The organism is Qipengyuania sp. JB2-7 (assembly GCF_055693485.1).
In genome coordinates this window covers 275,891-302,556 of sequence record NZ_CM146335.1, presented here as the reverse complement: position 1 = coordinate 302,556, position 26,666 = coordinate 275,891, and the positions used below count along the sequence as shown (strand labels likewise).

The window sequence follows — 26,666 nt, the reverse complement described above, 5'->3', positions numbered from 1 at the left end:
ACCGCATCTGGCGTGCGATCCCACCGCCGTGCTGGATATAAATTGCAAGCGGGCCTACAGACAATCCCGTCATGGATCGGTCCGTTCACGAATTTGAGCATTTGCCGCGTCGCTCTGACGCCGCCGCCACGCCGCGCGAGCCACGCCCGTTTTCCGGTGGGACCGGCGCAATTGGGTTGATTTACAACCCACGTAGCCACCGCAATCAGGGGCAGGATCTCGATTGCACGAAAGATGGTCGGGTGATGGTGGCTGTGCCCGAGGGGCGGCGCGATATTGGTCGAGCTCTTGAACAATTCGCCGAGGCCGGCATCAGCTATCTGATCATCAATGGCGGTGATGGGACGGTGCGTGATGTGCTGACCAATGCTGCGTCAGTCTATGGCGATGTTCTGCCGCCGCTCGCGGTCATACCCAAGGGCAAGACGAACGCGCTCAATGTCGACATTGGCTCTCCGAAAGACTGGAACATTGGCGACGCGATCGCCGCATTTGATGGCGACAAGCGATGTGTGCGCCGCCCGATTGAGGTGAAAGCGCTCGATGGATCGACCGCGCCGGTTCGAGGCTTCATCCTTGGCGCTGGCGCGTTTACGCTTGGCACACGCGCCGGTCAGGATGCACACAATCTGGGCTTCTTCAACTCGTTGGCGGTGGGCGCAACGGGCGCCTGGGGCGTACTTCAGGCGCTGCTTGGCAGTGATAGCAATCCTTGGCGGCGCGGCGTTGAAATGGATCTGGTTTTGAAGCCGGGCGATGTGCCCGCCCCGCATTCTGGGCATGGCGATCCTGCACGGCGAGAGATTGTGCTTGCGACGACATTGTGCCGAATGCCACTGGGCATCAAACCGTTCGGTCCAGAGCATGACGGCCTAAAGCTGGCGGTGATGGACAAACCTCGCCGTCGCTTGGTCGCCTCTCTGCCCCTGGTACTGTCAGGGTGGCAGTCGCCCTGGCTGGCGAAAACCGGCTTCCACCAATTGAACCCGGACGCGTTTGAGTTTGAGATTACCGATCAGTTCATTCTCGATGGCGAAGCGTTTCCAGCGGGCCGTTACTGCGTGTCGCAAGGTCCGGAACTGACCTTCGTAACTCAATGAACCAAACGACAAATGATGGAGCGTTACGAGAGCGGATAGCGAAGCGTTCTGCTGTGCCGCCGCGTAATGAGGTGGCGGCATTCGCCAGGATGCTTGCAGAGGAAGCCGGCGCTCTGGCAGTGCTGTTTTACGGATCAAACCTACGCACAGGTTCGCTTGAAGGTGTGCTCGATTTTTATTTGTTGATGCCGGGCGCTCAGGTGGAGCGGATCTGGCCGCGTGTGTCCTATCGCGAATGGACCGCTGGCGGCGAGGAGGGCGGCGAAGAACTGCGCGCCAAGATCGCCACCATGTCTCTGGAGAAATTTGCGCAGGCGGCAAGCGGTGCGTCTCGCGATACGACGATCTGGGCTAGATTTGTTCAGCCAAGCGCATTGATCTGGACGCGCGATGACCAGACGCAGTCGACAGTTCTGGACGCGCTATGTTCTGCCGCGATGACAGCGGCGCGGCTGGCCATGGCGCTCGGCCCGATAACCGGCACCGCAGATGATTATTGGAGGGCGCTTTTTCGGGCGACTTATGCGGCGGAGTTCCGTGTAGAGAAGGCGGGTCGCGAAGATTCTATCCTGACTGTAAATCAGGGGCATTTTGATGGGCTTCTGCCACTCGCATGGGCCGCCGCTGAGCTGCCGTTTGAATGGGAAGGCCAGCACCTTTCGCCCAAAATTCCTGATGCCCAGCGGACCCAAGTTCTTAAGTGGTGGAAGGCACGCCAGCGTCTGGGAAAGCCGCTCAATCTGCTGCGTCTCGCGAAGGCAACGACAACCTTTGAAGGCGCAGCAGCCTATGGTGCGTGGAAGCTGGAGCGGCACACGGGCATTGCGTTGGAGGTGACGCCATTCCGCGAGAAACATCCGCTGCTTGCTGCACCGGGTGCACTGGTGGGATTATGGTTCGCTAGACGGCGCCAGAATCGCGATTAGTGGCGCCGCCTAACGATAACGCATATTGATTGAGATGCGTTCCAGCCCATCGACGGCAAAGCGCGTTTTCTTGTAACTCGGCTTACCCAGATTCCAGATCGTCAACCTGGGGTTGTTCGACATGGCCCCACCGTCGGTAGACAAATCGGTCTTGCCGTTATTGTTGACGTCATGGCGCACCGCGATCCCATATGTCCCGGCAGCAGGTAAAGGCATGCAGAACCGCATTGAGCCAGCCTTCGCAGGTGCCTCAATCCGATAAATCCATTTGCCCTTTTCCAGCCAGTCGGCCTTGGTGCCGCGATAGGATTGCACGCGGATCGTACCAGAGCTGGCCTTGATATTGTTGATCGTGACCCACACGCCCGGCGTGCCAGCGCGGCATTTGCTGGTGTCGTGCGAAACCTTCTGGCGGTACTGCGCCTGAGCGCTCGTCGCCATTGTGATCCCGCTTAGCGGCAGCGCCGTCGCAAGGGTAATAAGGGCAAGTTTGCGGATCATTTTCGGGCTCTAAATCTCTCTGCTACAGCGCGCCCTCAACATGCCGGGTGCGGCTGTCTTGTGGGTCAGATAGGGATTGTGCCGTGAATTCCACCTGAATTCCGATGTTTCAACATGTTAACCAAATACCGCGTGCGGTGTGGAAAAGGCGCGGCGACCGCCTATCCTCCATGCCTAAGGCAGCGTATCGCCGTACAAACTATCGCGATCCGGAAGCTGCACATGGCTGCACCACGTATTTCTCCCTCAATCTTGTCTGCTGACTTTGCGCAGCTGGGTGAGGAAGTGCGGGCGATTGACGCGGTCGGTGCGGATTGGGTCCATATCGATGTAATGGATGGGCACTATGTGCCAAACATCACCATTGGGCCGGATGTTGTAAAGGCATTGCGCCCACATACGGACAAGCCTTTTGATGTGCATTTGATGATTGCACCAATTGATCCGTATTTGGAGGCATTTGCGGATGCCGGGGCGGACATCATCACCGTACACCCAGAGGCTGGGCCGCACATCCACCGCACGCTTCAGGCGATCCGCGCGCTGGGCAAGAAGGCGGGCGTGGTCCTCAATCCCGGCACGCCGGTGGAAGCGCTCGACAATCTGATGGATCTGGTCGATCTGGTGCTGGTGATGAGCGTTAATCCTGGCTTTGGCGGGCAAAGCTTCATCCATTCTCAGCTCGATAAAATTGCAAAAATCCGCGCGCTTATCGATGCGACGGGGCGCCCGATCCATCTGGAGGTTGATGGCGGCGTGAATGCAGAGACAGCGAAGTTGTGCGTTGAGGCTGGTGCTGACGTTCTGGTGGCAGGCTCTGCGACTTTCAAAGGCGGACCGGACCATTATGCGGCGAATATCAGAGCGCTGCGAGGCGAGGGTTGATGGCCGAAACACTCGATCCTCAGGCCCTCGACTCTGGAGTGCAGGACGAGTTTGTCGGGGATGAAAGCGCGCAGTCCGCCCTGCCTCTCCCGGAAGCCGATGAGAATGAGCTGGTCGTGCGGCGCAATGGTAGCGGGCAGGGTGCTGCTCTGGCAGACTCGCCGCAGCTGGATGCGGTCCCATTGGAGCCTGGTCGCGCGCTGACGGTCGCGCATTTTGCGCCGCCACGCACCGGCCCTATCGATGCGACCTTGCGGTTTGCCTATGGCTTGGGCGTTCCCGGGTCGTTTCTTGCCGCGCCGTTTCGCAAGCCGACTGCTCTGCGGATGCTTGCTACGGTCGAGGGTGGCGTTTCTGGCGACCGGGCTAGGGGCGTCGCAGTGCGCGCCGGGCACTTTTTGGTCAATGGGGTGAAGGCGCCGATTGCGCAGATGGACTTTAAGTCGTCGGCGCGCCTTACTCCGCCATTTGCACGTACAATACATGGCTTTACCTGGCTGCGTGATCTGGCAGCCAGCGCCCCTCGCGAGCAGTGCACTGGCGTGGCGGAGCGCATTCTGATCGCATGGCTTGATGCGCATCCTGCGCCCGCCAAAACCGCGGCGTGGACGGTAGAGCGTGCGGGCCAAAGGCTGTTGTCATGGCTGGTTCATGCACCGCTGATCTTGTCAGATTCGACGCCGGGCCTGCGTACCCGCGCTTTGGAAGCAGTCGCCGAGACAGCCCGCTGGCTAGACCGTAATATTGGCAGGGCGGATGACCGGCTTGGTGGTGTCGCCGGCTGGTGTGCCGTTGTGGCCGTGGGTCTGCTATTACCTGATGGCAGGCCGCGACGCCTGTTTGGTGAGCGAGGCCTCGTGCGCGCCTTGGGCGAAGTGGTCAGCGATGATGGCGGTGTATTGTCCCGCAACCCATTGGCACAGATGGACGCGATCGCGATGCTCACCGATTTGCGCGCTTGCTACGAAGCGGTGGATAGCGATCCCCCCGCTGCGATTGAGGCCATGCTTGCGCTTCTCGTTCCACCCTTACTGTCGCTGCGCCACGGTGATGGCGGATTGGGTTCGTGGCAGGGGGCCGGCGCGACTGCGGCGAGCGATGTCGCGTCCTTGATTGAAGCTAGCCGGGTGCGGACGCGGCCGGGCAAGGATATGCGTCAGTGGGGGTATCAGCATGTCACCGCCCACAAAACTGTGCTGCAGTTTGATGCGGCACCTCCCCCACGTACGCGCCATGCCCGGTTCGGTTGTGCGTCTACGCTGGCATTTGAGCTGTCTTGCGGGCCGCAGCGTCTGGTCGTGAATTGCGGCGGAGCGCAGTTGGCAGGTGGTCAGACGCCAGTTCGCATTGAACAGGGGCTGCGTGGCACCGCGGCGCATTCTACGCTCATTCTGGACGAAGCGAATTCCACTGCTGTCCATATTAAGGGGCAGATCGGCAAGGGTGTTGAAGAAGTCGACATCACGCGCGGCGAGGTTGCGACGAAGAGCCGCTCTGGCACGAAGCTGGAGGCGACGCATGACGGATATGTCGCGCGCTATGGCTTGATCCATCGCCGTATCCTGATCCTTGCCAATGATGGCTGTGAATTGCGCGGCGAAGATGTGCTGGAACCCGCCAGCAAGCGAGGTAGCCGAGGCAAGATTGCCTATGCAATTCGTTTCCATATCGGGCCAGGTGTTGATTTGGGCCTTTCCTCGGACAAGCGCGGAGCCGGGCTGGCGCTGGGCGATGGCAGCTATTGGCAGTTTCGCTTGGGCGGAGAGGCGGATGCCGGTAAACTCTCAATCGAAGAGAGCATTTGGGTTGATGGCGATGGCCGTCCGCACCCGATTCAGCAATTGGTGGTCGAAGGGCTAGCGTCTCGTGGTGGCGGGTCGTTTCCCTGGATCTTGAAGAAAATGGGATAAGAGAATTATGGCAGAGGTGGCCATTAAGCGAGCATTGCTCTCAGTGTCTGACAAGAGCGGCTTGGTCGAACTGGGCCAGGATTTGGCGGCGCGCGGGGTCGAGCTGGTCTCAACTGGCGGCACGGCCAAGGCACTGCGCGATGCGGGCCTCACTGTTCTCGACATCTCCGAAATCACTGACTTCCCGGAGATGATGGATGGCCGGGTAAAGACGCTTCACCCCAAAGTGCATGGCGGCCTGCTGGCGGTGCGCGATAATGCCGAACACGTCGCCGCGATGGAAGCGCACGCTATTGGCGCCATCGACCTAGTGGTGGTCAATCTCTATCCATTTGAGGCGACCGTTGCGAAAGGTGCCGAACGCGCTGAAGTTATCGAGAACATCGATATTGGTGGACCAAGCATGGTACGCTCTGCGGCCAAGAATCATGCCTTTGTGACTATCGTCACCGATCCATCAGACTATTCTGAACTGTCCGAAGAGCTGGCAGGCAATGATGGCGCGACCAGCGAAGCTTTCCGCATTCGCATGGCGGGCAAGGCTTATGCACGCACCGCTGCCTATGATGCCGCGATTGCCAACTGGTTTGCCTTTGGTGATGCGTTTACCCACCCGCTGGGTGCAGAGGCGCTCAAAGCAACACCTTTTGTTGACACGATGCCCCTTGCTTTCAAGCGCGCAGATACGCTGCGCTATGGCGAGAACCCGCATCAGCAAGCCGCTGCCTATGTGCCGCAAGCTGCAAACGCAGCGGGTGTTCCGCAAGCGAAGCAGTTGCAAGGCAAGGCGCTCAGCTACAACAATTTAAATGATGCCGATGCTGCGCTGGAACTGGCAGCGGAGTTTACAGGCGGTGATCCCGCAGTGGTCATCGTCAAACACGCCAACCCATGTGGTGTCGCGCAGGCGAGCAGTTTGCTGGATGCGTGGGAGGCGGCGCTTGCGTGCGACAGCGTGTCGGCATTTGGCGGCATCGTTGCGGTCAATACAGAGCTGGACGGTGCGACTGCAGAAGCGATCGCCAAAATCTTCACCGAGGTTGTGATTGCGCCTTCTGTGAGCGAAGAGGCGCGCGCAGTCTTTGCCAAGAAGAAGAATTTGCGGCTGCTTGAATGCGGCACCTTGCCCGATCCGCGCCGTGGCGGATTTATGATGAAGACGATCGCGGGTGGTATGTTGATCCAGTCGCGCGACAATGGCGCGATTAGCGAGGCTGATCTGAAAGTCGCCACCAAACGTGCACCAACAGAGCAAGAGCTTAAAGACTGCCTGTTTGCCTGGACAGTTGCGCGGCATGTGAAATCAAACGCGATTGTCTATGCCAAGGATGGCGCAACCGCTGGCATTGGCGCAGGGCAGATGAATCGCCGCGATAGCTCTCGCATTGCTGCGATGAAAGCGGCGGAAGCTGCCGAGACTCATGATTGGGCAGAGCCGCGCACTAAAGGAAGCGCAGTCGCTTCCGACGCCTTCTTTCCCTTTGCTGATGGCTTGATCGCGGCTGCTGAGGCGGGCGCAACGGCGATCATTCAGCCGGGTGGGTCAATTCGCGATGAAGAGGTAATCGCGGCAGCTGATGAGGCGGGCCTTGCGATGGTTCTCACCGGGATGCGCCATTTCAGGCATTGATCTTTCCGCAGCACCTCCGTTCTGCGATACCCTCGCTCATGCGATCTTTTTTGCCCTATCGCTTCGCTACTTGAAGGCAAAGATCGCATCGCTGCGGGCGGCTCTTGGCCTTGCGGTCACCTGGTCGGTGACCGTGCTCTGCGACCAAGCCTAGCCTGTCAGGCCAAGAATACTTCGGCGAGCGCCTAGCGAGCCGCAAGCGCGACTGCGCGGCGCGCCGAATGGCGCGGAAGCCTAAATGAGCGGAGGCGAACGCCGACGCTTGAGGCTAAGCAAAAACCGCCCATTCACTCAGCCCGCTGATCGGATGAACAAATTACAACCATCGCATTAACCATCTCGCAAAGGATCGATGTGTAACCACGTGCGTTCTACGTACGAAAGACCCAGCATGACACTCTTTAGCCCCCTTTTTAGTCACGACCTTTTCCGCCAATTCGCCATCGGCTTTGCCCTTGGCGGTGTTGCCGTTGCGATCAGCAATCCAGGCGTATTTGCCAGCATCGGGTCGATGATTACATGAAAATTCCCCACGTCCTTTTGACGGCAGCGATGGGCGTATCTCTTGCGGCCTGCCAGAATCAGGCAATTGCCAGTGAACGCATTGTCGTTGCCCCCAAGGCTGAGCGGACCGCAAAGGAAGGCGCGGGCCTTAAAACCGCCATCTTTGCGGGCGGCTGTTTCTGGGGCGTGGAGGCTGTGTTTAGCCACACGAAAGGCGTGCAGAGCGCAGTTTCCGGCTATCATGGCGGAACAAAGCGTCAGGCTGACTACAAGCTCGTCTCATCGGGTCTTACCGATCACGTCGAAGCGGTTAAGGTTGTCTATGACCCAAAGGTCATTCGGTATGACCAACTTTTGCGGATTTTCTTTTCGGTGATCGCCGACCCGACTTTGAAAAACCGTCAGGGGCCGGATCGCGGCCCGCATTACAACGCTGAGCTTGTGCCGCTATCCACAGAGCAGCGTACAGTTGCCGCTTCCTATCTGAAGCAGATGAAATCCTCAGGCAAATGGGATCGTCCGATTGTGACCGGGATTGTGCCAGCGAAGACATTCTATGCGGCTGAGACCTATCATCAGGACTTTGCGGACAAAAATCCGCGTCACCCATACATTTTGCGCTGGGACAAGCCAAAGGTTTCGGCGCTCAAGCGGCTCTATCCCGGCGTTTATCGGGCTGACTTCAAGCGCAATTAACAGGTGGCGCGTGCGTCTGACTTGAATGGCTGCTTGAATGAGAGCGCATTGCAGCCTAGCTCTGACACATGTCCGCTCAAAGCCATAATCACTCTGAACATGCTGGTGATGACCTGATTAACGCTGCGCGCAGTGCGCTCACCGATGCGGGTGAACAATGGACCGGTATGCGCCAGTCAGTCTTTCAAGAGCTGGCAAGCCATGAAAAGCCAGCGTCTGCCTATGATATCGCCGACAACCTCTCGCGCGCGCGCGGCAAGCGCGTTGCTCCAAACAGCGTGTATCGCATTCTTGATCTGTTCGTGCAGAACAACCTAGCCAATCGGATTGAGAGCGAAAACGCCTATCTCGTCAATACGCACCCCGGATGCCGCCATGACTGCATCTTTGTGATTTGCGATGATTGCGGGCGAACGACTCACCTGGACGACGACCGGGTAACCGGGGCGTTGCGCGATGCCGGCGGTGATGCGGGATTCGCCAACATTCGACCTGTGGTCGAGTTACGCGGCTTGTGTGAGGAATGCGCCGCCTAATTCATCGCCGATGAATCGTGCATTTTTATCGATAAGTCGTTCATCGACAGTTTTGATTTTCCGGTGTAATGCCGTGCTCTTATGAGCACTAAGCCCGACACGCCGCTACTCGATACAATCGATACTCCTGCTGATCTCCGCAAACTCGATAAGGAGCAGCTGCGCCAGTTGTCTGACGAGCTACGCAGTGAGGTTATCGATGCTGTGGGCAGTACCGGTGGCCATCTGGGTTCGGGTCTTGGCGTTGTCGAGCTCACGACAGCGATCCATTATGTTTTCAATACGCCCGAAGACCGACTGGTCTGGGATGTGGGGCATCAATGCTATCCGCACAAAATCCTGACCGGGCGTCGCGACCGCATCCGTACGTTGCGTCAGGGCGGCGGGCTCTCTGGTTTCACGAAGCGTAGCGAGAGCGAGTATGATCCGTTTGGTGCAGCGCATAGTTCCACTTCAATTTCGGCAGCTTTGGGCTTTGCGGTTGCGAACAAGCTAAGGGGTCAGCCGGGGCGCGGCATTGCCGTTATTGGCGATGGCGCGATGAGTGCCGGCATGGCTTATGAGGCGATGAACAACGCCGAGCAGGCTGGCAATCGTTTGGTCGTGATCCTCAATGACAATGACATGTCGATTGCGCCGCCGGTGGGCGGGCTGTCCGGCTATCTGGCGCGGATGGTGTCCTCCAGCGAGTATCTCGGCCTGCGCAGCCTTGCCTCGAAGGTAACGCGCAAATTCTCCCGCCGCGTTCACAAAGCGCTCGACAAGGCGGAGGAATATACCCGCGGCATGGTGACCGGCGGTACGCTGTTTGAAGAGCTTGGCTTTTACTATGTCGGCCCGATTGACGGGCACAATTTGGAACATCTTATTCCAGTTCTGGAAAATGTTCGCGATAGTGAGCAGGGACCGGTCCTGATCCACGTCGTTACGACAAAGGGCAAAGGCTACGAGCCTGCCGAGAACAGCGCTGACAAATATCACGGCGTGCCCAAATTCGATGTTGTGACGGGTGAAAAGGTGAAGAGCGCGGGTGGTCCGCCAGCCTATCAGAATGTGTTTGGCGACACGCTGGCTAAACTTGCTGAGACAGATGACCGGATCTGCGCGATCACTGCGGCTATGCCATCGGGCACTGGTGTTGATCGTTTCGCTGCCGCGCATCCAGATCGCAGTTTCGATGTGGGCATTGCCGAACAGCATGGAGTGACGTTTGCGGCGGGTTTAGCCGCGCAGGGCATGCGACCTTTCGCGGCGATCTATTCGACCTTCCTGCAGCGCGCCTATGACCAGGTCGTGCATGATGTTGCGATTCAAAACCTGCCTGTACGCTTTGCGATTGACCGGGCGGGATTGGTCGGCGCCGATGGCGCGACGCATGCGGGCAGTTTCGATGTGACGTATCTCGCCACTCTGCCCAATTTTGTGGTCATGGCCGCTGGTGACGAAGCTGAACTGGTTCACATGACCTATACCGCTGCCGAATATGACGATGGGCCTATTGCGCTGCGCTATCCGCGCGGCTCCGGTGTTGGTGTTGAGCTGCCCGAAACACCGCAAAAACTGGAAATTGGCAAAGGCCGTGTAGTCCGCGAGGGTAGCAAGGTTGCGATCCTGTCGCTTGGGGCGCGTCTGGCTGAAGCGCTGAAGGCCGCCGATCAGCTGGAGGCGAAGGGGCTAAGCACAACAGTCGCCGATCTGCGTTTTGCAAAGCCGCTGGATGAAGAACTGATTGAGCGCTTGATGCGCACGCATGAAGTCGTCGTGACGGTTGAGGAAGGCGCGATTGGCGGCCTTGGCGCACATGTGCTGACATTTGCCAGTGATCAGGGCTTGACCGATAATGGCCTCAAAATCCGCACGATGCGCTTGCCTGATACGTTCATTGATCAGGACTCGCCGGACAAGCAGTATGATGAGGCGGGTCTTAACGCGCCGCAAATTGTCGATACGGTTCTTTCAGCCTTGCGACATAACTCCGCTGGCGTTGAAGAGGCGCGGGCTTAGCCCCGTTTAATCGGAGCAAAAGCACAGGTGAAACGAGCCATGCTGTTTGCTCTTGGAGTTATTGCAACCGCCTACATCGCCTTTGCGCTGATAGTAACGCTCGCGCAGGGCAGGCTGATTTATCCAGCACCGACAGGGCCCGGGGTCGACGTGCCGGGCTTTGAGCGGATCACTTACACGACCGAGGATGGGCTCGACATCAGCGCGGGCTATCGCGCAGCAGATCCTGGCCAGCCGACTATCGTCTATTTCCACGGTAATGCCGCCGACTGGCAATCCAGCGTCGTCGCAACAGACCGGCTCGTGCCGCTAGGCTATGGTGTGCTCGCGGCGGAATATCGCGGTTATCGGGGCAATCCTGGCACACCGAGCGAAGATGGGTTGTATAATGACGGGCGCGCGGCATTGGCTTTTCTTGCTGAACAGGGCGTGATGCCCGACGATGTAATCCTGATCGGAAACTCGATTGGCTCTGGCACAGCAACACAGCTTGCCACCGAAATTGATGCCAAAGCGCTAATCCTCATCTCTCCCTTCTCAAGTCTGTCGCGCATCGTCGGTGAGAAGATCTGGTGGTTGCCCACGGGTCTGCTGCTGCGCGACACATATGACAATATCGGCAAGATTGCCTCGGTCAACGCGCCGACGCTGATCCTGCATGGTGATGCGGACACACTGATTCCTGACAAACATTCGCGCGATCTCGAAGAGGCAGCAACGAACAGTGAGTTGGTGATCTTTCCCGGTGCAGGCCATGATCTGGCGTGGCAGGATGCGGCGGAAATGCGGGTGGTGCAGTTTCTGATCGAATTGCAAGCGGAGGAATAAGATATGGCTCTCTTGAAAATTGAGCGGGACGGCCCCGTTGCCACACTGACCATAGACCGCGCCGACACCATGAACCCGCTGGGCGCGCCGGGTGATGGCGAGGAATTTGTGGCTGCCTGCGATGCGATCAACACGGATATGGATGTGCGATGCGTCATCCTGACGGGTTCTGGCAGGGCGTTTTCTGCTGGCGGCGACATCAAAGCGATGAAAGAACGCAGAGGCACCTTTGGCGGCGTGCCTCCAGCTGTGTCGGATGGCTATCGCAACAACATTCACCGCATCCTGCGCGCGTTGTACGGGCTGCGTGTACCGGTGATCGCGGTCGTCAATGGGCCGGCGATTGGGCTTGGTTGCGATGTCGCGTGCCTGGCAGATATTCGCATTGCCTCTGACAAGGCTAAGTTCGGCGTCACCTTCCTGAAACTCGGCATCATTCCGGGTGATGGCGGCACCTGGATATTGCCGCGCGTGATCGGCATGAGCCGTGCGGCGGAACTGTTCTATACCGGGGATGCAATCGGCGCAGATCAGGCGCGGGAGTGGGGTCTGGTCAGCCGCGTGGTTGCCCATGATGCCCTGCTTGATGAGGCTTATGCGATGGCGCACAAAATCGCCGCCATGCCACCGCATTCGCTGCGTCATACGAAGAACCTGCTGCGGCAAGGCACACAAATCAGCTATGATACCGCGCTGGAAATGGCCGCGAATACGCAGGCGCTGATGCATGCAACGGATGACCATATGGAAGGCGTGAGCGCTCTGATCGAAAAACGCGCGCCCGAGTTTAAGGGCGAATAGTCATTTGTTGTCCTAGCGCTTGGCTCTTTGAGGATGCGCTAAAGCCACCGCCATACGCCAGCGGCTCCTCCGCCAACGGGCTGATGCGCCCACGTTAGCGCCAGCCACAGTGCCATTCCGAATACCCATGGCTTCCAACCAGCGGTGAATAGGCCGGGGATGCTGAGCACAAAGCGCGTCTGCGACAGATAGGTTTCCCATGCTTCGCCCATCGTCACCCGCTTCTTCGCATCCATAAAGTTCGCGCCGACCAGGGCGAGGATCAGCACTGCGCCCATGACCACCAGCGTGCGATCGGTTGGTGCTGCGATCAGATGCGCCAGAGCCCAAAGCGCAAAACCCCACATCATCGGATGACGGGTAACGCGCATCATTCCGGTTGGCGCTGCGGCGGCGTGTTTTTCCGCGCCCGGCACAGCCATCGCGGCATTCTTGGGTGTGAGCGATCCGATGAACAGAACTGTTCCGACCAGCGTGAGTGCGCTGCCTAAGGCCCAGGATACATCATCGAAACCGGGCCAGAACGGTATGCTAGGCGCATCGACCGCTTTGAACGCAAAATACATCCAGATCATTGTCGCGATGACAACGACCGAATAGACCGCCTCAAAGATCTGTTGCCCGAGAACTTTCACCATGCCCGCACGCAAAGGGTGCGACATGACAAAATGCAGCCCGACAAAAGCGGTGCTGGCGGCGATAAGCGAGATCAAGGCTGGGTCCATAACTGCCCTATTCCTCCGTGCCATCGCCAATTTCCAGCAATTCAACCTTGAACAGCAAGGTTGCGCCGCCGGGAATAGGCCCTCTGCCAACCGGGCCGTATGCCAGATCGGCGGGGATGGCGACTTCGATTGTATCGCCAACGCTCATCTGTGGGATCGCCACTTGCCAGCCTTTGATCAGCCCGCTGAGTGGAAAGTTCGCTGGCTCGCCCCGCTCGTAGGAACTGTCGAAGCTCTGCCCATCCAAAAATGTGCCGGCATAATGCACGGTCACGCGGTCGCTTACGGCTGGTTTCGGGCCAGCGCCATATTTGCTGGTTTGCGTCTGTACCCAGCGCCAGCGCAGGCCGCGTTCCGCCCAGTGCCAACCATCAGCGGCCTTAAGCGAGCTCAGATAGGCTTGTTGCTCGCTATGCCATGCGATCGAGCCGGGACCCGTTGCAGGCTCGGCGGGAGGCGCGGTATCCGAATCCTGCGCGACCGCATTCGTCGCGACCAAGGCCAGCGAGAGGCTCAGAAACTTCAGCATCGCTTTCACCAATCATAGGCCTTGGGCAGATCGCTCTCATCAAGGTCGCGATATCGATCTCTAAGCCGCGTCTGATGATTATCGAGCGGTTGTTCGATGCCATCAATAAACACCTTGGTTGGAGCTGATGATAGCTCTAGCGGATCGCCATCCCAAATCACCAGATCGCCCGCGGCGCCTGGGGCCAGCACACCAAACTGGCCGCCGAAGCCTGCAATCTCTGCCGGAGCTGACGTGATGGTTGCAAATGCTTGCCCCCACGTGAGGCCCGCTGCACCCGGTACCTTGCCGAGCGCCACCAGATTGCCCGCGAATTGCGGCGCATTGCGCGGTTGCTCAATGCCGTTGGTCAAACCGCCAATCGCAACCGTAACGCCAGCGCGCACCATCCGCCCAACATTGCTTTGAGTTGCTGCAAGCTCCTCAAACGCCTCTGGTAGGTTTGCGATGGGATGCGTGATCACTGGAACGTCCGCCGCTGCAATTTCGTTCGCGACCAGCCAGCCTTCAGACGCACCGATCAATACCATTTTAAGGCGCGGATAGTCGCTCTTTAGTTTTAGGGCATTGCGGATGTCGGATGCCCGCTCAACCGCGACATAGAGCGATTGTGTGCCCGCCAAAACCTCACCCAGCGCAGCGGCATCTGCCCGGTTTAGTAGGGCGTCGCCGCCATCCCTGCGTCCGGCAGCCAGATCACGCGCCTCGCGAAACGCATTATCCAGTTCAGCATAAGTTGCCGTGCGGCTGTCGCCCGCAATACGCGAACCTGCCTCGCCAAGTGCGATCATCTGAAATGCACGGGGTTTGACGACCATGTTGGGGTCTTCACCCAAATCAACGATCGCACCCTGCCCGCCGAAGATTTTGCTGGAGGGGCGGGAAAAAATGCTTGCCCGTGTGACCCCGCCCGCGCGGCTGACAGCAACATGTTGTGAGGCAGGATTGAGCGCGTGGCTGACATCCAGGGCCGCACTGAAAGCAGACTCACCTGCCGCCTGATCGTTGCTGGCGCTGACTGCACCAACGTCCCACAAGCCCAGCGTAGTGGCTGCGGCGAACATACCCGGCGTGACCCAGCGGCCCCCGATATCGGTTGCGGTTATATCGGTTGGGACTGACACACCGGCACCCGCCGCGACCACCTTGCCATTCCTGACGACCACCGTGGCGTTAGCGATCGGTTCGCTGCCATCACCCGTCGCCACGGTCGCGTTGGTAATCGCAAAATCCTGGGCCGCAGCAGGAGCAGCGAGGGTGGCAAGGCCTGATGCGGCTAAGGTAAATAGACGCTTCATTTCACATCTCCTTCGCCAGGTTGGCCAAGCTCGAAATCGGTAACGGGTCTGCGCTTGCGATCATTAGCATCATAGAGAAGCGCGCCATCCACCCAGACTTTTTCGGGCCGAGAATAAACGCTTAGCGGGTCACCGTTCCACAATACGACATCCGCCATTTTGCCAGCTTCCAGGCTGCCGGTCATATCATCGATACCCATGGCCTTCGCTGGATTGAGTGTGATCCAGCCAATCACTTCGGCGTCTGAAATTTCTATGCCCACTCGTGCGCCAGCAGCCTGAGCCTTGGCGGCCTCTTGATTGAGTCGCTGAATCTCGCGGTCACTGTCCGAGTGAATGACCACGCACGCTCCTTCGCGTTGAAGGAATGCCGCGTTTTCCGGAATGCCGTCATAGGACTCCATCTTAAAGCCATACCAGTCAGCCCATATTGCGCTGCACACCTCATTGTCGCGCAGCAAATCGCCGATCTTGTAGGCTTCCACAGCGTGGTGAAATGCAGTCACTTTATAGCCAACCTCTTTGGCCATATCCATCACCAGCGCCATTTCATCGGCGCGATAGCAGTGATTGTGGACCAGTATCTCGCCGTCCAGCACGCCGGCCAGTGTCTCTTTGCCAAGGTCACGCTTGCGATCATCGTCCTCGGCATAGGCCTTCGCTTCAAACCACGTTTGCCGGTTGACCGCAAAATTGCCCATGCGGGTTGAGGGTTTGCGTCCGCGCCCGCCATAAACCCGTTTGGGGTTTTCGCCGCAAGCCATCTTGAAACCATAAGGTGCGCCAAGGAATTTCATGCCCTGTACGGTACGTGCGGGCACGTTTTTCAGTGTGACTGATCGCCCACCCATGAGGTTCGCAGAACCGGGCAGGATTTGCAGCGCAGTCACCCCGCCATTGGCAAGCGCGCGGCTGAAGCCGGGGTCTTGTGGCCAGACTGAATGCTCAGCCCATACATCGGGTGTGGTCGGTGCCGTCGCCTCGTTTCCGTCTGCGTGCGCGGGGACCGATGGTGACGGATAATCGCCAAGGTGGCTGTGAATATCGATGACGCCGGGCGTTACAAACTTCCCATCGCCATCAATCCGGTCATAGCCATCGGTTGAAAGGCTTGCATCACCGACCGCGACGACTTTGCCGTCCCGGAACAGCACTGTGCCGTTTTTAATCGCGCCGCCAGCGCCATCATAGACCGTCGCACCCACAAGCGCAGTCGGGCGACCGGGATACGGCGTATAGGTTGACGGGTATGGAGCACCACGCTCCACCTCAGCGTTGGCCGCCGAGGCAGAGCGCGTATCGGTGCCCGCATCAGCAGTCGCACAGGCAGAGAGCGAAACCGCCCCCAAACCTAACATCAGGGAGCGATAACGCATTATCATATGTCCTCTTGCCTTAATTTACTGCGCGGGCTTGGTTTCGGGATGGATGCCTGCAGCGCCCGGTTCGCCCAGCTCAGACTGCCCGAGAAGGTCGTCACCGACATTATCGTCCTGGAGCGTATCGAGATGCATCAGCTTCTTGATCAGCGGGCTGATCACCAACACGCCAACACCCACGCCCACAGCAACCCAACCAACTGTTGAATAGACGTCCAGAACGACTTGCTTGCCAGCGGCTTCTCCGACGCCCTCCGCACCTGTTGCAGCAGCGATCAGGCCAGCAGCAAAGTTGCCGGTAGCAGAAGCGAAGAACCACGTACCCATGATGAGCGACGCCATGTGTGCAGGCGCCAGGCGGTTCATTGCGCTAAGGCCGACAGGGCTGAGGCACAGCTCGCCAGTGGTGTGCAGCAGGTAAATCAGGAATATGAAGATCACCGGTGTCGGTACGTCAATACCAACGGAGTTTGCGCCCCACACCAATACGAGGAAGCCAAGCCCAACCTGTATAACCCCCAGGCCGAATTTAAATGGAGAACTCGGCTCCACCCCCTTGCGGCCCATCCAAGTCCATGCGGTTGCAAACACCGGCGCGAGCAGGATGATGTAGATCGCATTGATCGACTGGAATGTGGATGCGGGTACGCCTCCACGATCAACATGCCTATCGGTGAACAGGTTCAGCGAAGAACCCGCCTGTTCAAACAATGCCCAAAAGATGATCGAAGTCAGGATAAGAAACATAGCTGCGAAGATCCGGTCCCGATCTTCGGAATCGAGCTTCATCACCGCCGTGCCGATTACATAGGTGACCAGAACGGCGCCAAACCCGCCCAGCAACCACCCGACCAATGACTGGTACTGGATCAGCAGCCAACAGACCGCGACCAGCGCAAAACCAATCGCATACATCTGCCACTCCAGGCTTTTCGCAAGCGGCTTAGGCGGTTCGCCGCGTCCCAGCAGCATGGGCTTGCCCCAAGTAAATACGAGCAGGCCAAACAGCATGCCGATACCCGCGAGGCCAAAGCCGTATGCCCAGCCATAAGTCTCGCCAATATAGCCACACAGCAAGGAGCCCAGCGCCGCGCCAAGGTTAATGCCCATGTAGAAGATCGTGTAAGCACCATCACGGCGCACATCTGTGCGCGGATAGAGCTGGCCGACGATGACGGAGATGTTCGCCTTCAGGAAGCCTGAGCCGACAATGATGAGCGCCAAAGCGAGCCAGAAGACATAAATAACGGGATTGTTGGCGTTCCCCGCCGCTGCTTCTCCTTCAAATGCCATGAAAAAGTGGCCGAGCGTCAGTAAGACCGCGCCAAAAGCGACTGCCTTTCGCTGACCCAACACTTTATCGGCCATATACCCGCCAACAACAGGTGTAATGTAAACCAGCGCGGTGTAGGCGCCGTAGATGATACCGGCCTCGCTATCAGAAAACAGCCAATGTTTCGTGAGATAAAAGATGAGCAAAGCGCGCATGCCGTAATAAGAAAAGCGCTCCCACATCTCTGCAAAGAACAGGACGAACAGTCCCTTTGGGTGTCCCAGGATTGTTCCCGCGGAGTCTCCGTGAACCATCTGCTGTGTTGTCATATTTCGTTCGACCCTCTTGAATTTCCTATGAGGCCGCATCCCTCCCGGCCCGGTAATGACGCGGCACCCTAGCGCCCAATTCTGCCTTGTGAAGCCCCAAGTGACGCTATCGTTACAGCGAACATCTGGAACCAAAGCGTTGCTTTGGCACGCATATGGCTCGGTTGAGCCAGTTTTCGGGAACCTTGCGCGCCCCGCTGTATTATGGCACTGTATCACCTATTGTTGGGAAAGTGCGATGAATAACCAGTCCAAGCCCGTCTACCTCAAGCTTCGCGATTTGATTGCAGCGGCAATAATCGACGGCCAATATCGCGAAGGCGAAATGCTACCATCGGTGCGTGCACTCGCCTCGCAGCAAGGGGCCAACCCGCTGACTGTGGCGAAGGCGTATCAGCAGTTTCAGTCTGACGGACTTGTCGCGGTGCAACGCGGCGTGGGAATGTATGTCGTGAAGGGGGCTGCGGAGAAATTGCGATCCAGCGAACGCAGCCAATTTGTGCAGGAAGAATGGCCAGCGATCCGCGAGAAGATTGATCGGCTTGGAATTAGTGCGGCAGATCTACTGGCTGAAGCCTAAGAGAAAACAAGGTTATCAGATACGAGAATTCTATCGCATGCCGCTTGCTAGGATCATTCTTTTCTGACAACATGCATATGTTGCAACGGACTATTAACCGTTCGGCACCCAGGGATCGCGCTTGATCGATTTTTCCTCGCCGCAGAAATGCGGAAGTGTCTGGAGGTTGGTAATGATACGTTCTGAATTGCTAACGGCGTTAGCGAAAGACAACCCTGACCTGCGCGCTGATGAGATTGAGCAGGTCGTGGACATTTTCTTCGATGAGATATCTCATCGCCTTGCAGAGGGCGTACCGCGTTGAATTGCGCGGCTTCGGTGCCTTTTCAACGCGTGAACGCGAGGCGCGTAGAGGGCGCAACCCGCGTACTGGCGAGTCGGTCGACGTTCCAGCGAAGCGAGTTCCGTATTTCCGCCCCGGTAAAGAAATTCGCAAAATGCTCAATCAGTAGAGTTGCTGGCTGCGTCCAGGTGTGACGCGCCAAGGCGTCTTAATAAATCTTGCGAACTTCTGCATTGCGATGACCATGGCCCGTCGCTAGGCGGTATCCTGCGCGGGTGTGGCGGAATGGTAGACGCCGGGGACTTAAAATCCCCTGATCCTTTAGATCGTGCGAGTTCGAGTCTCGCCACCCGCACCAATTCCCACCCCCTCTGACATCTTCTGATGCCGGCGTGCCGCAACGCCAAGGTCCCCGTTTATCCAAGTATTAACCGGTGTGTCTTAAGTCGATCTTCCGGGGCTTTGAAAGTGCACACGAAGGCACATAGCCTTGCGCATATACGGGGGTCGTATGGCAAACACGAATAAAGCGAGCCAAAAAGTGGCGACTGAAATTGACAACGAAAGTCAGCTGAGCGAGCGCCGCGCCGCGCCGCGCCAGTCGACCTTGATCCAGACTGGCAAACTGATCTCCGCAAGGGGCGAGTTTATCTGTATTTTGCGCGATGTCTCGCAAAGCGGAATATCGCTCAAAATGTTCCACGAATTCCCGCAATGTTTGGACGTTGCTTTGGAGCTGCGCAATGGCGCCAGTTTTGAACTGCTGCGTGCGCGGGGCGAAGGTGACAGCGCTAGCTTCACGTTTGCTGAGACCACAAATGTCGAGAATCTGTTGTCTGAAGACTGGCACTATCCCAAGCGCGGTCTGCGGCTCAATATCGCGATGCCCATTACGCTGGAAGGACAAGATGGCAGCCGGTTCGAGGGTTTCGCCGAAAATCTGTCACAGCAAGGCGCCGGGATTGAATGCGACGCAGGCTTTGCGCTTAATCAACCGCTCAAACTCAAAAGCGATCACCTGAAAGACATTCCGGTAAGGGTTCGCTGGTGCCGAGATGGGCAATATGGACTCGTGTTTGATGAAACCTTCTCGCTGCGCGAATTGGCGCTTATCGGTGCACGCTTGCAGTGCCCTTGGCTGGTGGCGGGCGAAGATCGCTTAGGCTGGGCGGCATAGGCTGACCTGACTGGAACGCCATCCGAAAGAACCTCACGCTGGCACGAAGTCCATCGCGACACCATTTATGCAGTGCCTTTTGCCAGTCGGTGCCGGTCCATCATTGAATATGTGGCCGAGATGGCCGCCGCAATCCGCGCAATGCACTTCGGTGCGCGGATAACCGATCTTGTAGTCAGTGCTCGTGCCCACGGCGCCCTTGTCGATCGCTTTCCAAAAGCTTGGCCAGCCTGTGCGGCTGTCATACTTCGTCTCTGACGAATACAGCTTGTTGCCGCAGCCTGCGCACACGAATGTGCCGCGACGTTTTTCCTTGTCGAGGGGCGAGGAATATGGTCGTTCTGTCCCCGCCTGCCGTAACACATAAAATTCTGACTTGGTCAGTTTGTTTCGCCAGTCGGCTTCACTGCGCGAAATTGGAAAGCTCTTGGCGTTGGCCGGGCTTGATCCGCACGCTGACAGGGCAGATGCAGCGACACCAGCGCTCAAAAAGCGCAACAGGCCGCGACGTGACGATGTAGAACGATCCATGTGATGTGTCCTTATGTCCTGTCTATTTATACGTCGAAAAGGGGCAAAAGGTTTCACTTTGGCATAGTCCGGCCTAGCCGCCCGCGCCCTCCACCCGGAGCCTGCCGGGACACTATCCAGGTGGAAGGGTGGAGGGCGCGGGCGGCATTGGCACCTTCAAAAGCGAAAATCAGAACTTCGTCACTTCTACTTCGAGCTTGCGGAAGCCATGGACGAAATTGGCGCGTACGCGCTCAACGTCGCCCGCTACATGCACACGCATTCGGCGCTTGTGCATTTCTTCCAGCAGGACACGCAATTGCAGCTCGGCCAAGCGCGCGCCGACACAGCGATGAATGCCATAGCCAAAGGCGATATGACGCCGTGCATTTTCGCGAGTAATGTCGAGCGTATGCGGATTGGGGAACACGCTTTCCTCGCGGTTCGCACCAAGATACCACAGAACCACCTTATCGCCTTTCTTGATGGTTTCGCCGAACACTTCTGTATCTTCTGTGCAGGTCCGGCGCATATGTGCCAGCGGCGTCTGATAGCGCAGGCATTCCTGCACTGCATTGGGGATCAGATCTGGGTTCTCTTCGAACAATTTGCGCTGATCGGGAAATTTGTCGAGCGAGTGGACAATGCCGCTCATGGTGTTGCGCGTGGTGTCGTTACCGCCAACGATCAGAAGCACCAGATTGCCGATAAACTCTTCAGGTCGCATCTGATTCATCGCTTCGGAATGGACCATCATCGATATCAGGTCATTGCCCGGCTCTTTATCGTGCGTGCGCTCAATCCATAGGGCCTGAAAATAGGCACCCATCTCGTGAAGGAGGCTCCAGCGCATATCATCAAGCTCGGGCACACCCGCCAGCTCAGTATCGCCTGACCAATCGGACCAGAAGGTTAGCAAACGCCGGTCTTCCCAAGGAAAGCCAAACAGGATTGCGAGCATTCCGGTTGTAAGCTCGATTGATACGGTATCGACCCAGTCAAACACTTTCCCGCGCGGGAGGGAGTCGAGCAATTCGCCGGTGCGGGCGCGAATCTCAATTTCCATATCGCCCATCGCGCTAGGTGTGAATTTGGGTGCAACTGTGCGGCGTTGGCCGGTGTGCTCGGGCCGGTCCATCGCGATGAACATTGGCAATTCGCGCGCGCCCACGCCGCCTTCGCCCTGCGCCGCGTCATCCTCCCGTCGCTCAAGGATCGTGATCCCGCCATATTCCCAGCTTGAGGAGAATGTATCGGGAAGCGCCTCGATATGCTGAATAGCCTTGTGGCCAACCACCGCCCAATAGGGGCCATAGGGGCTTTCCGGGATGTAATGCAGGGGGCCAGCCTCCTGCATTTCGGCAAAGATTGGCTGCCACGTATCGTTGAAATAGATGTCCGAACGGCTGACATCCCATTTATGCGGATGCTCTGGGCGTTGTTCAGGATGTTTGGCGAAATGCTCTTTCAGCGCCTGATAGGCGGTGGGTGAAGTCCGGCATTCTGGTCGTTGCGGCGCAAGTGTGGCCATGGCGTTCTCTCCCGACTCGTTCAGCTCGTCATGGCCAAATCCACAGTCAGGCGGAGTATCCGGTCATACTGACCGTAATGTCAATAGTGCGTTGCAAATCGGGACTGGTTCCAGCCCACGCTTAACGGCCTACGCCTTAGCAGCGTTTTGACCTGTAAAGCGTGTTTCGCTCACCCTGCCTTTCTTGCCAGATTTCGCCGGGCCGGATTTCATTACGCGGCGGCGGAATAGTGCGGCACCGGCTTTGACAAAGATTAGTACGCAGGTTGCCTGCCAGAGGATTGCAAGCAGGTGAGGCCAGATCTCCTCCGACTGTGCGGCGCGTGCGAGCATCGCGAAGGGGGAGCTAAGCGGAAAGACGACCGCGATCAGCTCAAGCAAAGAGCCCGGATCCGTCATCGCAAAGGCTGCGAGGAAGAACACCAGCAGCTGCATCATGGTGACCGGCATGGAAAGCGTCTGCACTTCGCGTACGGTGGTTGCCATCCCGCCAATCGTTAGAAACAGCGAGCCGAGCAACAGGTAGCCGAACGCGAAATAGGCGATGCCTAGTGCGAGGAATAGTGGCCAGCCAACTGCGGGCGCGGGCAATTGCGGCAAGGCTTCCCCTCCAAAAATCACGATGAGGCTGCCGAAGAAACCCCATACTGTAATGCCAACAAAGGATACGCCGAGCATCGCCACGAGCTTGCCGAGGAACACTGAATCCATCGGAATGGAGGCGGCAAGTACCTCTATGATCTTATTGGCTTTTTCCTCGACGAGATTGGACAGCACCATGCCGGCAAGCAGCATCATCAACAGGAACAGCAATAGCTGCCCGGCTTGTGCGGTTTTGATCCGGTCGCTGCGATCAGCGGCTGCGCTGCTGACGACGGGCTCTGCCAATACTTGCGGGAATTGCGTTGGTGCCTCGCCTTTCGCAAAGGCAGATAACATGGCCACTGCGCCATCCCATTTGGCGATCTGCCCGTTCGTTCCGGTAAGCACGGGCGCGTCGAGTGTGCCGCTGACGACGGCGGCATAACCAGCACCCGGTTCCTTGAGAATGTCGGCGGGCGCTTTCGACAAGTCTTCTGCAACCTCAAGCATGGGCAGGCCGGGCATTTGTTCTTGCACGGCTTCACGCGCGGAAAGCAATGCAGCATTGTCCGCCTCTGCCATCGCAACAGCGATTGTGTTGACGGTTGCTTCGCGCTGGACCTGTCCGCCAATGCCGCCAGCCAGACCGCCAACGATGATCGGGAAGAGCGGTCCCAACAGGAAGAAAAAGAACGCACGGCTAAATAGAATGGCGAGGAAATCGCGGCGGGCGACAACCCATGCGGCTTGCCACAGGCTGAGACGAGAGCTGGCAATTATATCTTGGCTCATTGACCGGCTCCTGCGGCATTGTTTTCTTCCAGTGCGCGCGCGGCCGCCTCGCCCGCAATCTCGACAAATGCATCGTGCAGACCGGCCCTTTCGATGGAAAGTGAAAGGATACCAGCCTCCCCTTCGATCAGACTTTTGAGCAGTGTTTCAATGCCAGTTTCGGGAACGGCAAAACTCCAGAAATGCCCGCCGCCAGATTTGTGATCATGCCTGGCATCTGCCGGGAAGGCTGCGCGCCATGGGCCATCGCCCTTGGCGGTTTCGAGCCGTACCTGCGCCGGGATACGGTCGCGGGCTTCGTCCACTTGGCCAGCAAACGGCACTCTCCCGCCAGCGATGATCGCAATACCTTCGCACAATCGCTCTGCATGGGCGATAACATGGGTAGAGAAGATCACGGTAGTTCCCTTCGCCGCCAGCTCACGGATCATGACTTCCAGCTTGCCCTGATTGATAGCATCAAGGCCGCTAAACGGCTCATCAAGTACAACCAGCTTTGGCCGGTGGACCAGCGTGCCGAGTAGCTGAACCGTTTGCGCCATACCTTTCGACAATTGGCGAATTTGCCGGTCGATAGCATGGCCGAGACCATGCCGTTCGAGCAGTTCACGACCGCGCTTACGCCCTTCATCCAGCGGCAGACCACGTAGCGCGCCCAGAAACGCGATTGCCTCATCGCATTTCATTGCGGGGTAAAGACCACGTTCTTCGGGAAGATACCCGATAAGCCGCGAGATATCGTGCGGACGATCATGACCAAACACCCGCCGTACGCCATCATCGGGATCGATAATACCAAGCAGCATGCGCAAAGTCGTCGTCTTGCCAGCACCATTGGGGCCAAGAATGCCATAAATCGCGCCCTCGGGTACGGAGATGTCTACTCCATCAACGGCCAGCGTATCGTCAAAGCGTTTGACCAGCCCGCGCGCTTCGATGGCAAGCGGGCGATTGCTTTGCGCCTTGGCATTCGTGGATGAAGCCGACCCATCGGCGGTGACAATTGTGCTTTGCATGAGCATTCCCGCGCATTAACTGTAACGCCTTACCCGGAGCGGCAGTAAGTTTGGTTAACGAAAACGTCCATTCTCTTCATGATTTGCAGAGCCGATTGCGCGAGGAAGCGCTGCGGCTGGGCTTTGCCACGGTCGGGTTCGCTGCGGCCAGCGAAGAGGCTCAGCGCACCGAGAGGTTGGAGCAATGGCTGGGCGATGGCGCGCATGGGTCAATGGAATGGATGGAAAAGCGCAAGGTTCAGCGTGCGTCCCCTCAGGGACTATGGCCGGAGGCGCGCAGTGTGATCGCGCTGGGCATGAGCTACGCGCCAGAGGTCGATCCGCTGGCGTTGGAGGGGGATGGCGAGAAGGCGCGCATTTCGGTCTATGCGCGTGGCCGCGATTATCACGATGTCGTGAAGAAGGCGCTGAAGGCATTGGCGCGCTGGATGATTGCGGAGGTGCCCGACAGCGCCCTTAAGGTATTTGTCGATACTGCGCCGGTGATGGAAAAGCCGTTGGGCGAGGCAGCGGGAATTGGCTGGCAGGGCAAACACACTAACCTGGTCAGCCGCGATCATGGAAACTGGCTGTTTCTGGGCGCGATTTACTCGACCATTCCCTTCGCGTCGGACGCGCAGCATGATGATCGCTGTGGTTCCTGCAATGATTGCCAGATCGCCTGCCCGACCAACGCCTTTCCAGCGCCGTACCAACTTGATGCGCGGCGGTGCATTTCATACCTCACGATCGAGCATAAAGGCCCGATTGCCGAGGAATTTCGCGGGGCGTTGGGTAACCGCATTTATGGCTGCGACGATTGCCTGGCAGTTTGCCCGTGGAACAAGTTTGCCGACACCGCGCATACGCATACGAAGCTGGTCGCGCGCGATGATCTGATTGCGCCGGATTTGGCGGAATTACTCACGCTCGATGATGCCGCTTTTCGCGCGAAATTCTCAGGATCACCGATCAAACGGATCGGGCGAGACCGGTTCGTGCGCAATTGCCTTTATGCGGCGGGGAATAGCGCGAATGCCGCGCTTATCCCGCAGGTCCGGTTGCTATGCGACGATTCTGATCCGGTGGTAGCAGATGCCGCGGCATGGGCGGCCAACCGTCTTACCAAAGCTCTTTGAGCGGATTGTCTTGATTGGCGAGAATTTCCGGTGCGACTTCTGTGCGTGCTTCGATCAGCTTGCGTCCATGTGCATAGTCGCGGGTGTTATTGACACAATCGAGCGCGATGACGCGACCCTCTTTCATATAGACGACCGAGAATTTCCGATCTGCGGGGTCTCCGCGCATCACCGTGTGATCATAATCCAGTGACAGGCCAACCGTTTGCAAACGCAAATCATACTGGTTCGACCAGAACCACGGGATTGCGTCATAGGGCTGCTTGTCGCCCATAATTGCCTTGGCTGTGCAGGTCGCCATGTCATGCGCGTTCTGCACCGATTCCAACCGGATCACGGCGTTGTCGGCGAAGGGGTTGGCATGCGCAGCGCAATCGCCAATCGCGTAAATATCATCGAGCGTCGTGCGACAGAATGCATCGACATCCACACCGTTGGTGCCCGATGCACCGGCTGCAATGAGCGGTCCGACCGCTGGTACGATGCCGATGCCGACGATCACGACATCACAGGGTAAGTGCTCGCCATCACCGGTTACCACATGGCTAACCCTGCCATTTTCGCCTTCGATTTTTTCGATCGATGTACCAAGTCGCATGGTCACACCCTGTTGCCGATGTTCTGCCTGATAAAATTCAGAAAGTTCTGGTCCGGCGACCCGGCTGAGCACTCTATCGAGCGATTCAACCAGCGTAACATCGCAGCCAAGCTTGCGTAGCACTGCGGCTGCTTCCAGTCCGATATAGCCGCCACCAATCACGACCGCTTTCTTCGCGCCTGCCTTGAGCTCTGCTATCAAAGCATCGACATCGCGCTTGCTGCGGACCGCATGAATGCCGCTCAGTTCTGCCCCGGGGCATGATATCTGGCGCGGGTTACCGCCGCCAGCCCAGATCAGCTTGCGATACCCGATACGGATATCATCGCCCAGCACCACCTCATGCGCCACCGGATCGATCTCTGCGACATTGCTGGCAAGGTGCAGTGCCACATTACGTTCTGCCCAGAATGACTCCGGACGTATCAGGATTTTTTCAAACGGCTTCTCGCCAGCAAGATATTCCTTGGAAAGCGGTGGCCGCTCATAAGGCGGCGTGTGCTCGCGGCTCAGCATCAGGATGCTGTCCTCATGTCCGGCCTGGCGCAGTGCAATCGCGGCTTGCGCGCCAGCGTGCCCCGACCCAACGATGATGACATCAGCAGATTCCATAGCAATGACCTTG

Annotated in this window: 25 protein-coding genes, 1 tRNA gene and 1 pseudogene; 16 read left to right on the top strand and 11 right to left on the bottom strand. The window is 57.9% G+C overall.

The features are described from left to right. Positions 1-71: 71 nt before the first annotated feature. Both ACZ1GM_RS01390 and ACZ1GM_RS01385 read left to right on the top strand, forming a co-directional pair. The gene (locus ACZ1GM_RS01390) at positions 72-1,100 is read left to right on the top strand and encodes a diacylglycerol kinase family protein (protein ID WP_472677432.1); all 1,029 of its coding nucleotides are present in this window, start codon (positions 72-74) and stop codon (positions 1,098-1,100) included. Then, positions 1,097-2,026: a hypothetical protein gene (locus ACZ1GM_RS01385; protein WP_472677431.1), complete on the top strand. Its 930-nt coding sequence runs from the start codon at positions 1,097-1,099 to the stop codon at positions 2,024-2,026. Before ACZ1GM_RS01390 ends, ACZ1GM_RS01385 begins: the two co-directional genes overlap by 4 nt. A gap of 9 nt (positions 2,027-2,035) precedes the next feature. Here ACZ1GM_RS01385 and ACZ1GM_RS01380 read toward each other — a convergent pair whose 3' ends face one another. After that, positions 2,036-2,527, bottom strand: coding sequence for a DUF2141 domain-containing protein (locus tag ACZ1GM_RS01380; protein WP_472677430.1), 492 nt, complete (start codon positions 2,525-2,527; stop codon positions 2,036-2,038). A gap of 222 nt (positions 2,528-2,749) precedes the next feature. On the opposite strand from ACZ1GM_RS01380, the gene rpe reads away from it, so the two are divergent. The 9 genes from rpe to ACZ1GM_RS01335 all read left to right on the top strand — a co-directional run bounded on the left by rpe (position 2,750) and on the right by ACZ1GM_RS01335 (position 12,321). Next, positions 2,750-3,412 carry a ribulose-phosphate 3-epimerase gene (gene rpe / locus ACZ1GM_RS01375; RefSeq protein ID WP_472677429.1) on the top strand — a complete coding sequence of 221 codons (663 nt, stop codon included), beginning with the start codon at positions 2,750-2,752 and terminating at the stop codon, positions 3,410-3,412. Further along, entirely contained in the window at positions 3,412-5,322 is a 1,911-nt protein-coding gene (locus tag ACZ1GM_RS01370) for a heparinase II/III family protein (RefSeq protein ID WP_472677428.1), read from the top strand. The genes rpe and ACZ1GM_RS01370 overlap by 1 nt, the downstream gene beginning before the upstream one ends. Before the next feature lie 7 nt (positions 5,323-5,329). Further along, positions 5,330-6,952 carry a bifunctional phosphoribosylaminoimidazolecarboxamide formyltransferase/IMP cyclohydrolase gene (gene purH, locus ACZ1GM_RS01365; RefSeq protein ID WP_472677427.1) on the top strand — a complete coding sequence of 541 codons (1,623 nt, stop codon included), beginning with the start codon at positions 5,330-5,332 and terminating at the stop codon, positions 6,950-6,952. A 391-nt stretch (positions 6,953-7,343) separates the two neighbouring features. Next, positions 7,344-7,475, top strand: a complete 132-nt coding sequence (locus ACZ1GM_RS01360) for a hypothetical protein (RefSeq protein ID WP_472677426.1) — start codon at positions 7,344-7,346, stop codon at positions 7,473-7,475. Beyond that, positions 7,472-8,152, top strand: a complete 681-nt coding sequence (msrA, locus tag ACZ1GM_RS01355) for a peptide-methionine (S)-S-oxide reductase MsrA (protein WP_472677425.1) — start codon at positions 7,472-7,474, stop codon at positions 8,150-8,152. Before ACZ1GM_RS01360 ends, msrA begins: the two co-directional genes overlap by 4 nt. Before the next feature lie 68 nt (positions 8,153-8,220). Then, the gene (locus tag ACZ1GM_RS01350; RefSeq protein ID WP_472677424.1) at positions 8,221-8,688 is read left to right on the top strand and encodes a Fur family transcriptional regulator; all 468 of its coding nucleotides are present in this window, start codon (positions 8,221-8,223) and stop codon (positions 8,686-8,688) included. Positions 8,689-8,769: 81 nt separating this feature from the next. Then, positions 8,770-10,692 (top strand): 1-deoxy-D-xylulose-5-phosphate synthase, encoded by a 1,923-nt coding sequence (gene dxs, locus ACZ1GM_RS01345; protein WP_472677423.1) that lies wholly within the window; start codon positions 8,770-8,772, stop codon positions 10,690-10,692. A gap of 39 nt (positions 10,693-10,731) precedes the next feature. Continuing rightward, positions 10,732-11,520, top strand: a complete 789-nt coding sequence (locus ACZ1GM_RS01340; protein WP_472677422.1) for an alpha/beta hydrolase — start codon at positions 10,732-10,734, stop codon at positions 11,518-11,520. Positions 11,521-11,523: 3 nt separating this feature from the next. Further along, positions 11,524-12,321 (top strand): crotonase/enoyl-CoA hydratase family protein, encoded by a 798-nt coding sequence (locus ACZ1GM_RS01335; protein ID WP_472677421.1) that lies wholly within the window; start codon positions 11,524-11,526, stop codon positions 12,319-12,321. 38 nt (positions 12,322-12,359) lie between these two features. On the opposite strand, the gene ACZ1GM_RS01330 is transcribed toward ACZ1GM_RS01335, so the two are convergent. Genes ACZ1GM_RS01330 through ACZ1GM_RS01310 form a run of 5 tightly spaced genes read right to left on the bottom strand, consistent with a single transcriptional unit; the run spans position 12,360 to position 17,854 of the window. Continuing rightward, a complete protein-coding gene (locus ACZ1GM_RS01330) occupies positions 12,360-13,070 on the bottom strand; it encodes an NnrU family protein (protein WP_472677420.1) in 711 nt (236 codons plus the stop codon). Next, the gene (locus ACZ1GM_RS01325; protein ID WP_472677419.1) at positions 13,054-13,575 is read right to left on the bottom strand and encodes an FKBP-type peptidyl-prolyl cis-trans isomerase; all 522 of its coding nucleotides are present in this window, start codon (positions 13,573-13,575) and stop codon (positions 13,054-13,056) included. The genes ACZ1GM_RS01330 and ACZ1GM_RS01325 overlap by 17 nt, the downstream gene beginning before the upstream one ends. Positions 13,576-13,580: 5 nt before the next feature. Beyond that, positions 13,581-14,873, bottom strand: a complete 1,293-nt coding sequence (locus ACZ1GM_RS01320) for an amidohydrolase family protein (RefSeq protein WP_472677418.1) — start codon at positions 14,871-14,873, stop codon at positions 13,581-13,583. Then, positions 14,870-16,249, bottom strand: coding sequence for an amidohydrolase (locus tag ACZ1GM_RS01315; protein WP_472677417.1), 1,380 nt, complete (start codon positions 16,247-16,249; stop codon positions 14,870-14,872). The genes ACZ1GM_RS01320 and ACZ1GM_RS01315 overlap by 4 nt, the downstream gene beginning before the upstream one ends. A 24-nt stretch (positions 16,250-16,273) precedes the next feature. Further along, a complete protein-coding gene (locus tag ACZ1GM_RS01310) occupies positions 16,274-17,854 on the bottom strand; it encodes a peptide MFS transporter (protein WP_472677416.1) in 1,581 nt (526 codons plus the stop codon). A gap of 238 nt (positions 17,855-18,092) precedes the next feature. On the opposite strand from ACZ1GM_RS01310, the gene ACZ1GM_RS01305 reads away from it, so the two are divergent. The 4 genes and pseudogenes from ACZ1GM_RS01305 (at position 18,093) to ACZ1GM_RS01290 (ending at position 19,894) form a co-directional block, all read left to right on the top strand. Then, positions 18,093-18,434 (top strand): GntR family transcriptional regulator, encoded by a 342-nt coding sequence (locus ACZ1GM_RS01305; RefSeq protein WP_472677415.1) that lies wholly within the window; start codon positions 18,093-18,095, stop codon positions 18,432-18,434. Between the two features lie 172 nt (positions 18,435-18,606). Then, a pseudogene (locus tag ACZ1GM_RS01300) lies at positions 18,607-18,886 on the top strand (integration host factor subunit beta). Positions 18,887-18,988: 102 nt separating this feature from the next. Beyond that, a tRNA-Leu gene (locus ACZ1GM_RS01295) sits at positions 18,989-19,075 on the top strand. 183 nt (positions 19,076-19,258) lie between these two features. After that, the gene (locus tag ACZ1GM_RS01290; protein WP_472677414.1) at positions 19,259-19,894 is read left to right on the top strand and encodes a PilZ domain-containing protein; all 636 of its coding nucleotides are present in this window, start codon (positions 19,259-19,261) and stop codon (positions 19,892-19,894) included. A 33-nt stretch (positions 19,895-19,927) separates the two neighbouring features. Here the strand turns inward: ACZ1GM_RS01290 and msrB are convergent, their stop codons facing one another. The 4 genes from msrB to ACZ1GM_RS01270 form a co-directional block, all read right to left on the bottom strand. Beyond that, the gene (msrB, locus tag ACZ1GM_RS01285; RefSeq protein WP_472677413.1) at positions 19,928-20,425 is read right to left on the bottom strand and encodes a peptide-methionine (R)-S-oxide reductase MsrB; all 498 of its coding nucleotides are present in this window, start codon (positions 20,423-20,425) and stop codon (positions 19,928-19,930) included. Positions 20,426-20,594: 169 nt separating this feature from the next. Continuing rightward, positions 20,595-21,935 carry a cytochrome P450 gene (locus ACZ1GM_RS01280; protein WP_472677412.1) on the bottom strand — a complete coding sequence of 447 codons (1,341 nt, stop codon included), beginning with the start codon at positions 21,933-21,935 and terminating at the stop codon, positions 20,595-20,597. A gap of 129 nt (positions 21,936-22,064) precedes the next feature. After that, complete coding sequence (locus ACZ1GM_RS01275; RefSeq protein WP_472677411.1) at positions 22,065-23,309, bottom strand: ABC transporter permease; 1,245 nt, start codon at positions 23,307-23,309, stop codon at positions 22,065-22,067. Further along, positions 23,306-24,325 (bottom strand): ABC transporter ATP-binding protein, encoded by a 1,020-nt coding sequence (locus ACZ1GM_RS01270; protein WP_472677410.1) that lies wholly within the window; start codon positions 24,323-24,325, stop codon positions 23,306-23,308. The genes ACZ1GM_RS01275 and ACZ1GM_RS01270 overlap by 4 nt, the downstream gene beginning before the upstream one ends. Before the next feature lie 50 nt (positions 24,326-24,375). Between ACZ1GM_RS01270 and queG the strand changes: the two genes are divergently transcribed. Beyond that, on the top strand, positions 24,376-25,443 hold the full coding sequence (queG, locus tag ACZ1GM_RS01265) for a tRNA epoxyqueuosine(34) reductase QueG (RefSeq protein WP_472677409.1): 1,068 nt from the start codon (positions 24,376-24,378) through the stop codon (positions 25,441-25,443). On the opposite strand, the gene ACZ1GM_RS01260 is transcribed toward queG, so the two are convergent. Continuing rightward, a complete protein-coding gene (locus ACZ1GM_RS01260) occupies positions 25,427-26,653 on the bottom strand; it encodes an NAD(P)/FAD-dependent oxidoreductase (RefSeq protein ID WP_472677408.1) in 1,227 nt (408 codons plus the stop codon). The two genes, queG and ACZ1GM_RS01260, sit on opposite strands and share 17 nt — an antisense overlap. Positions 26,654-26,666: the final 13 nt, after the last annotated feature.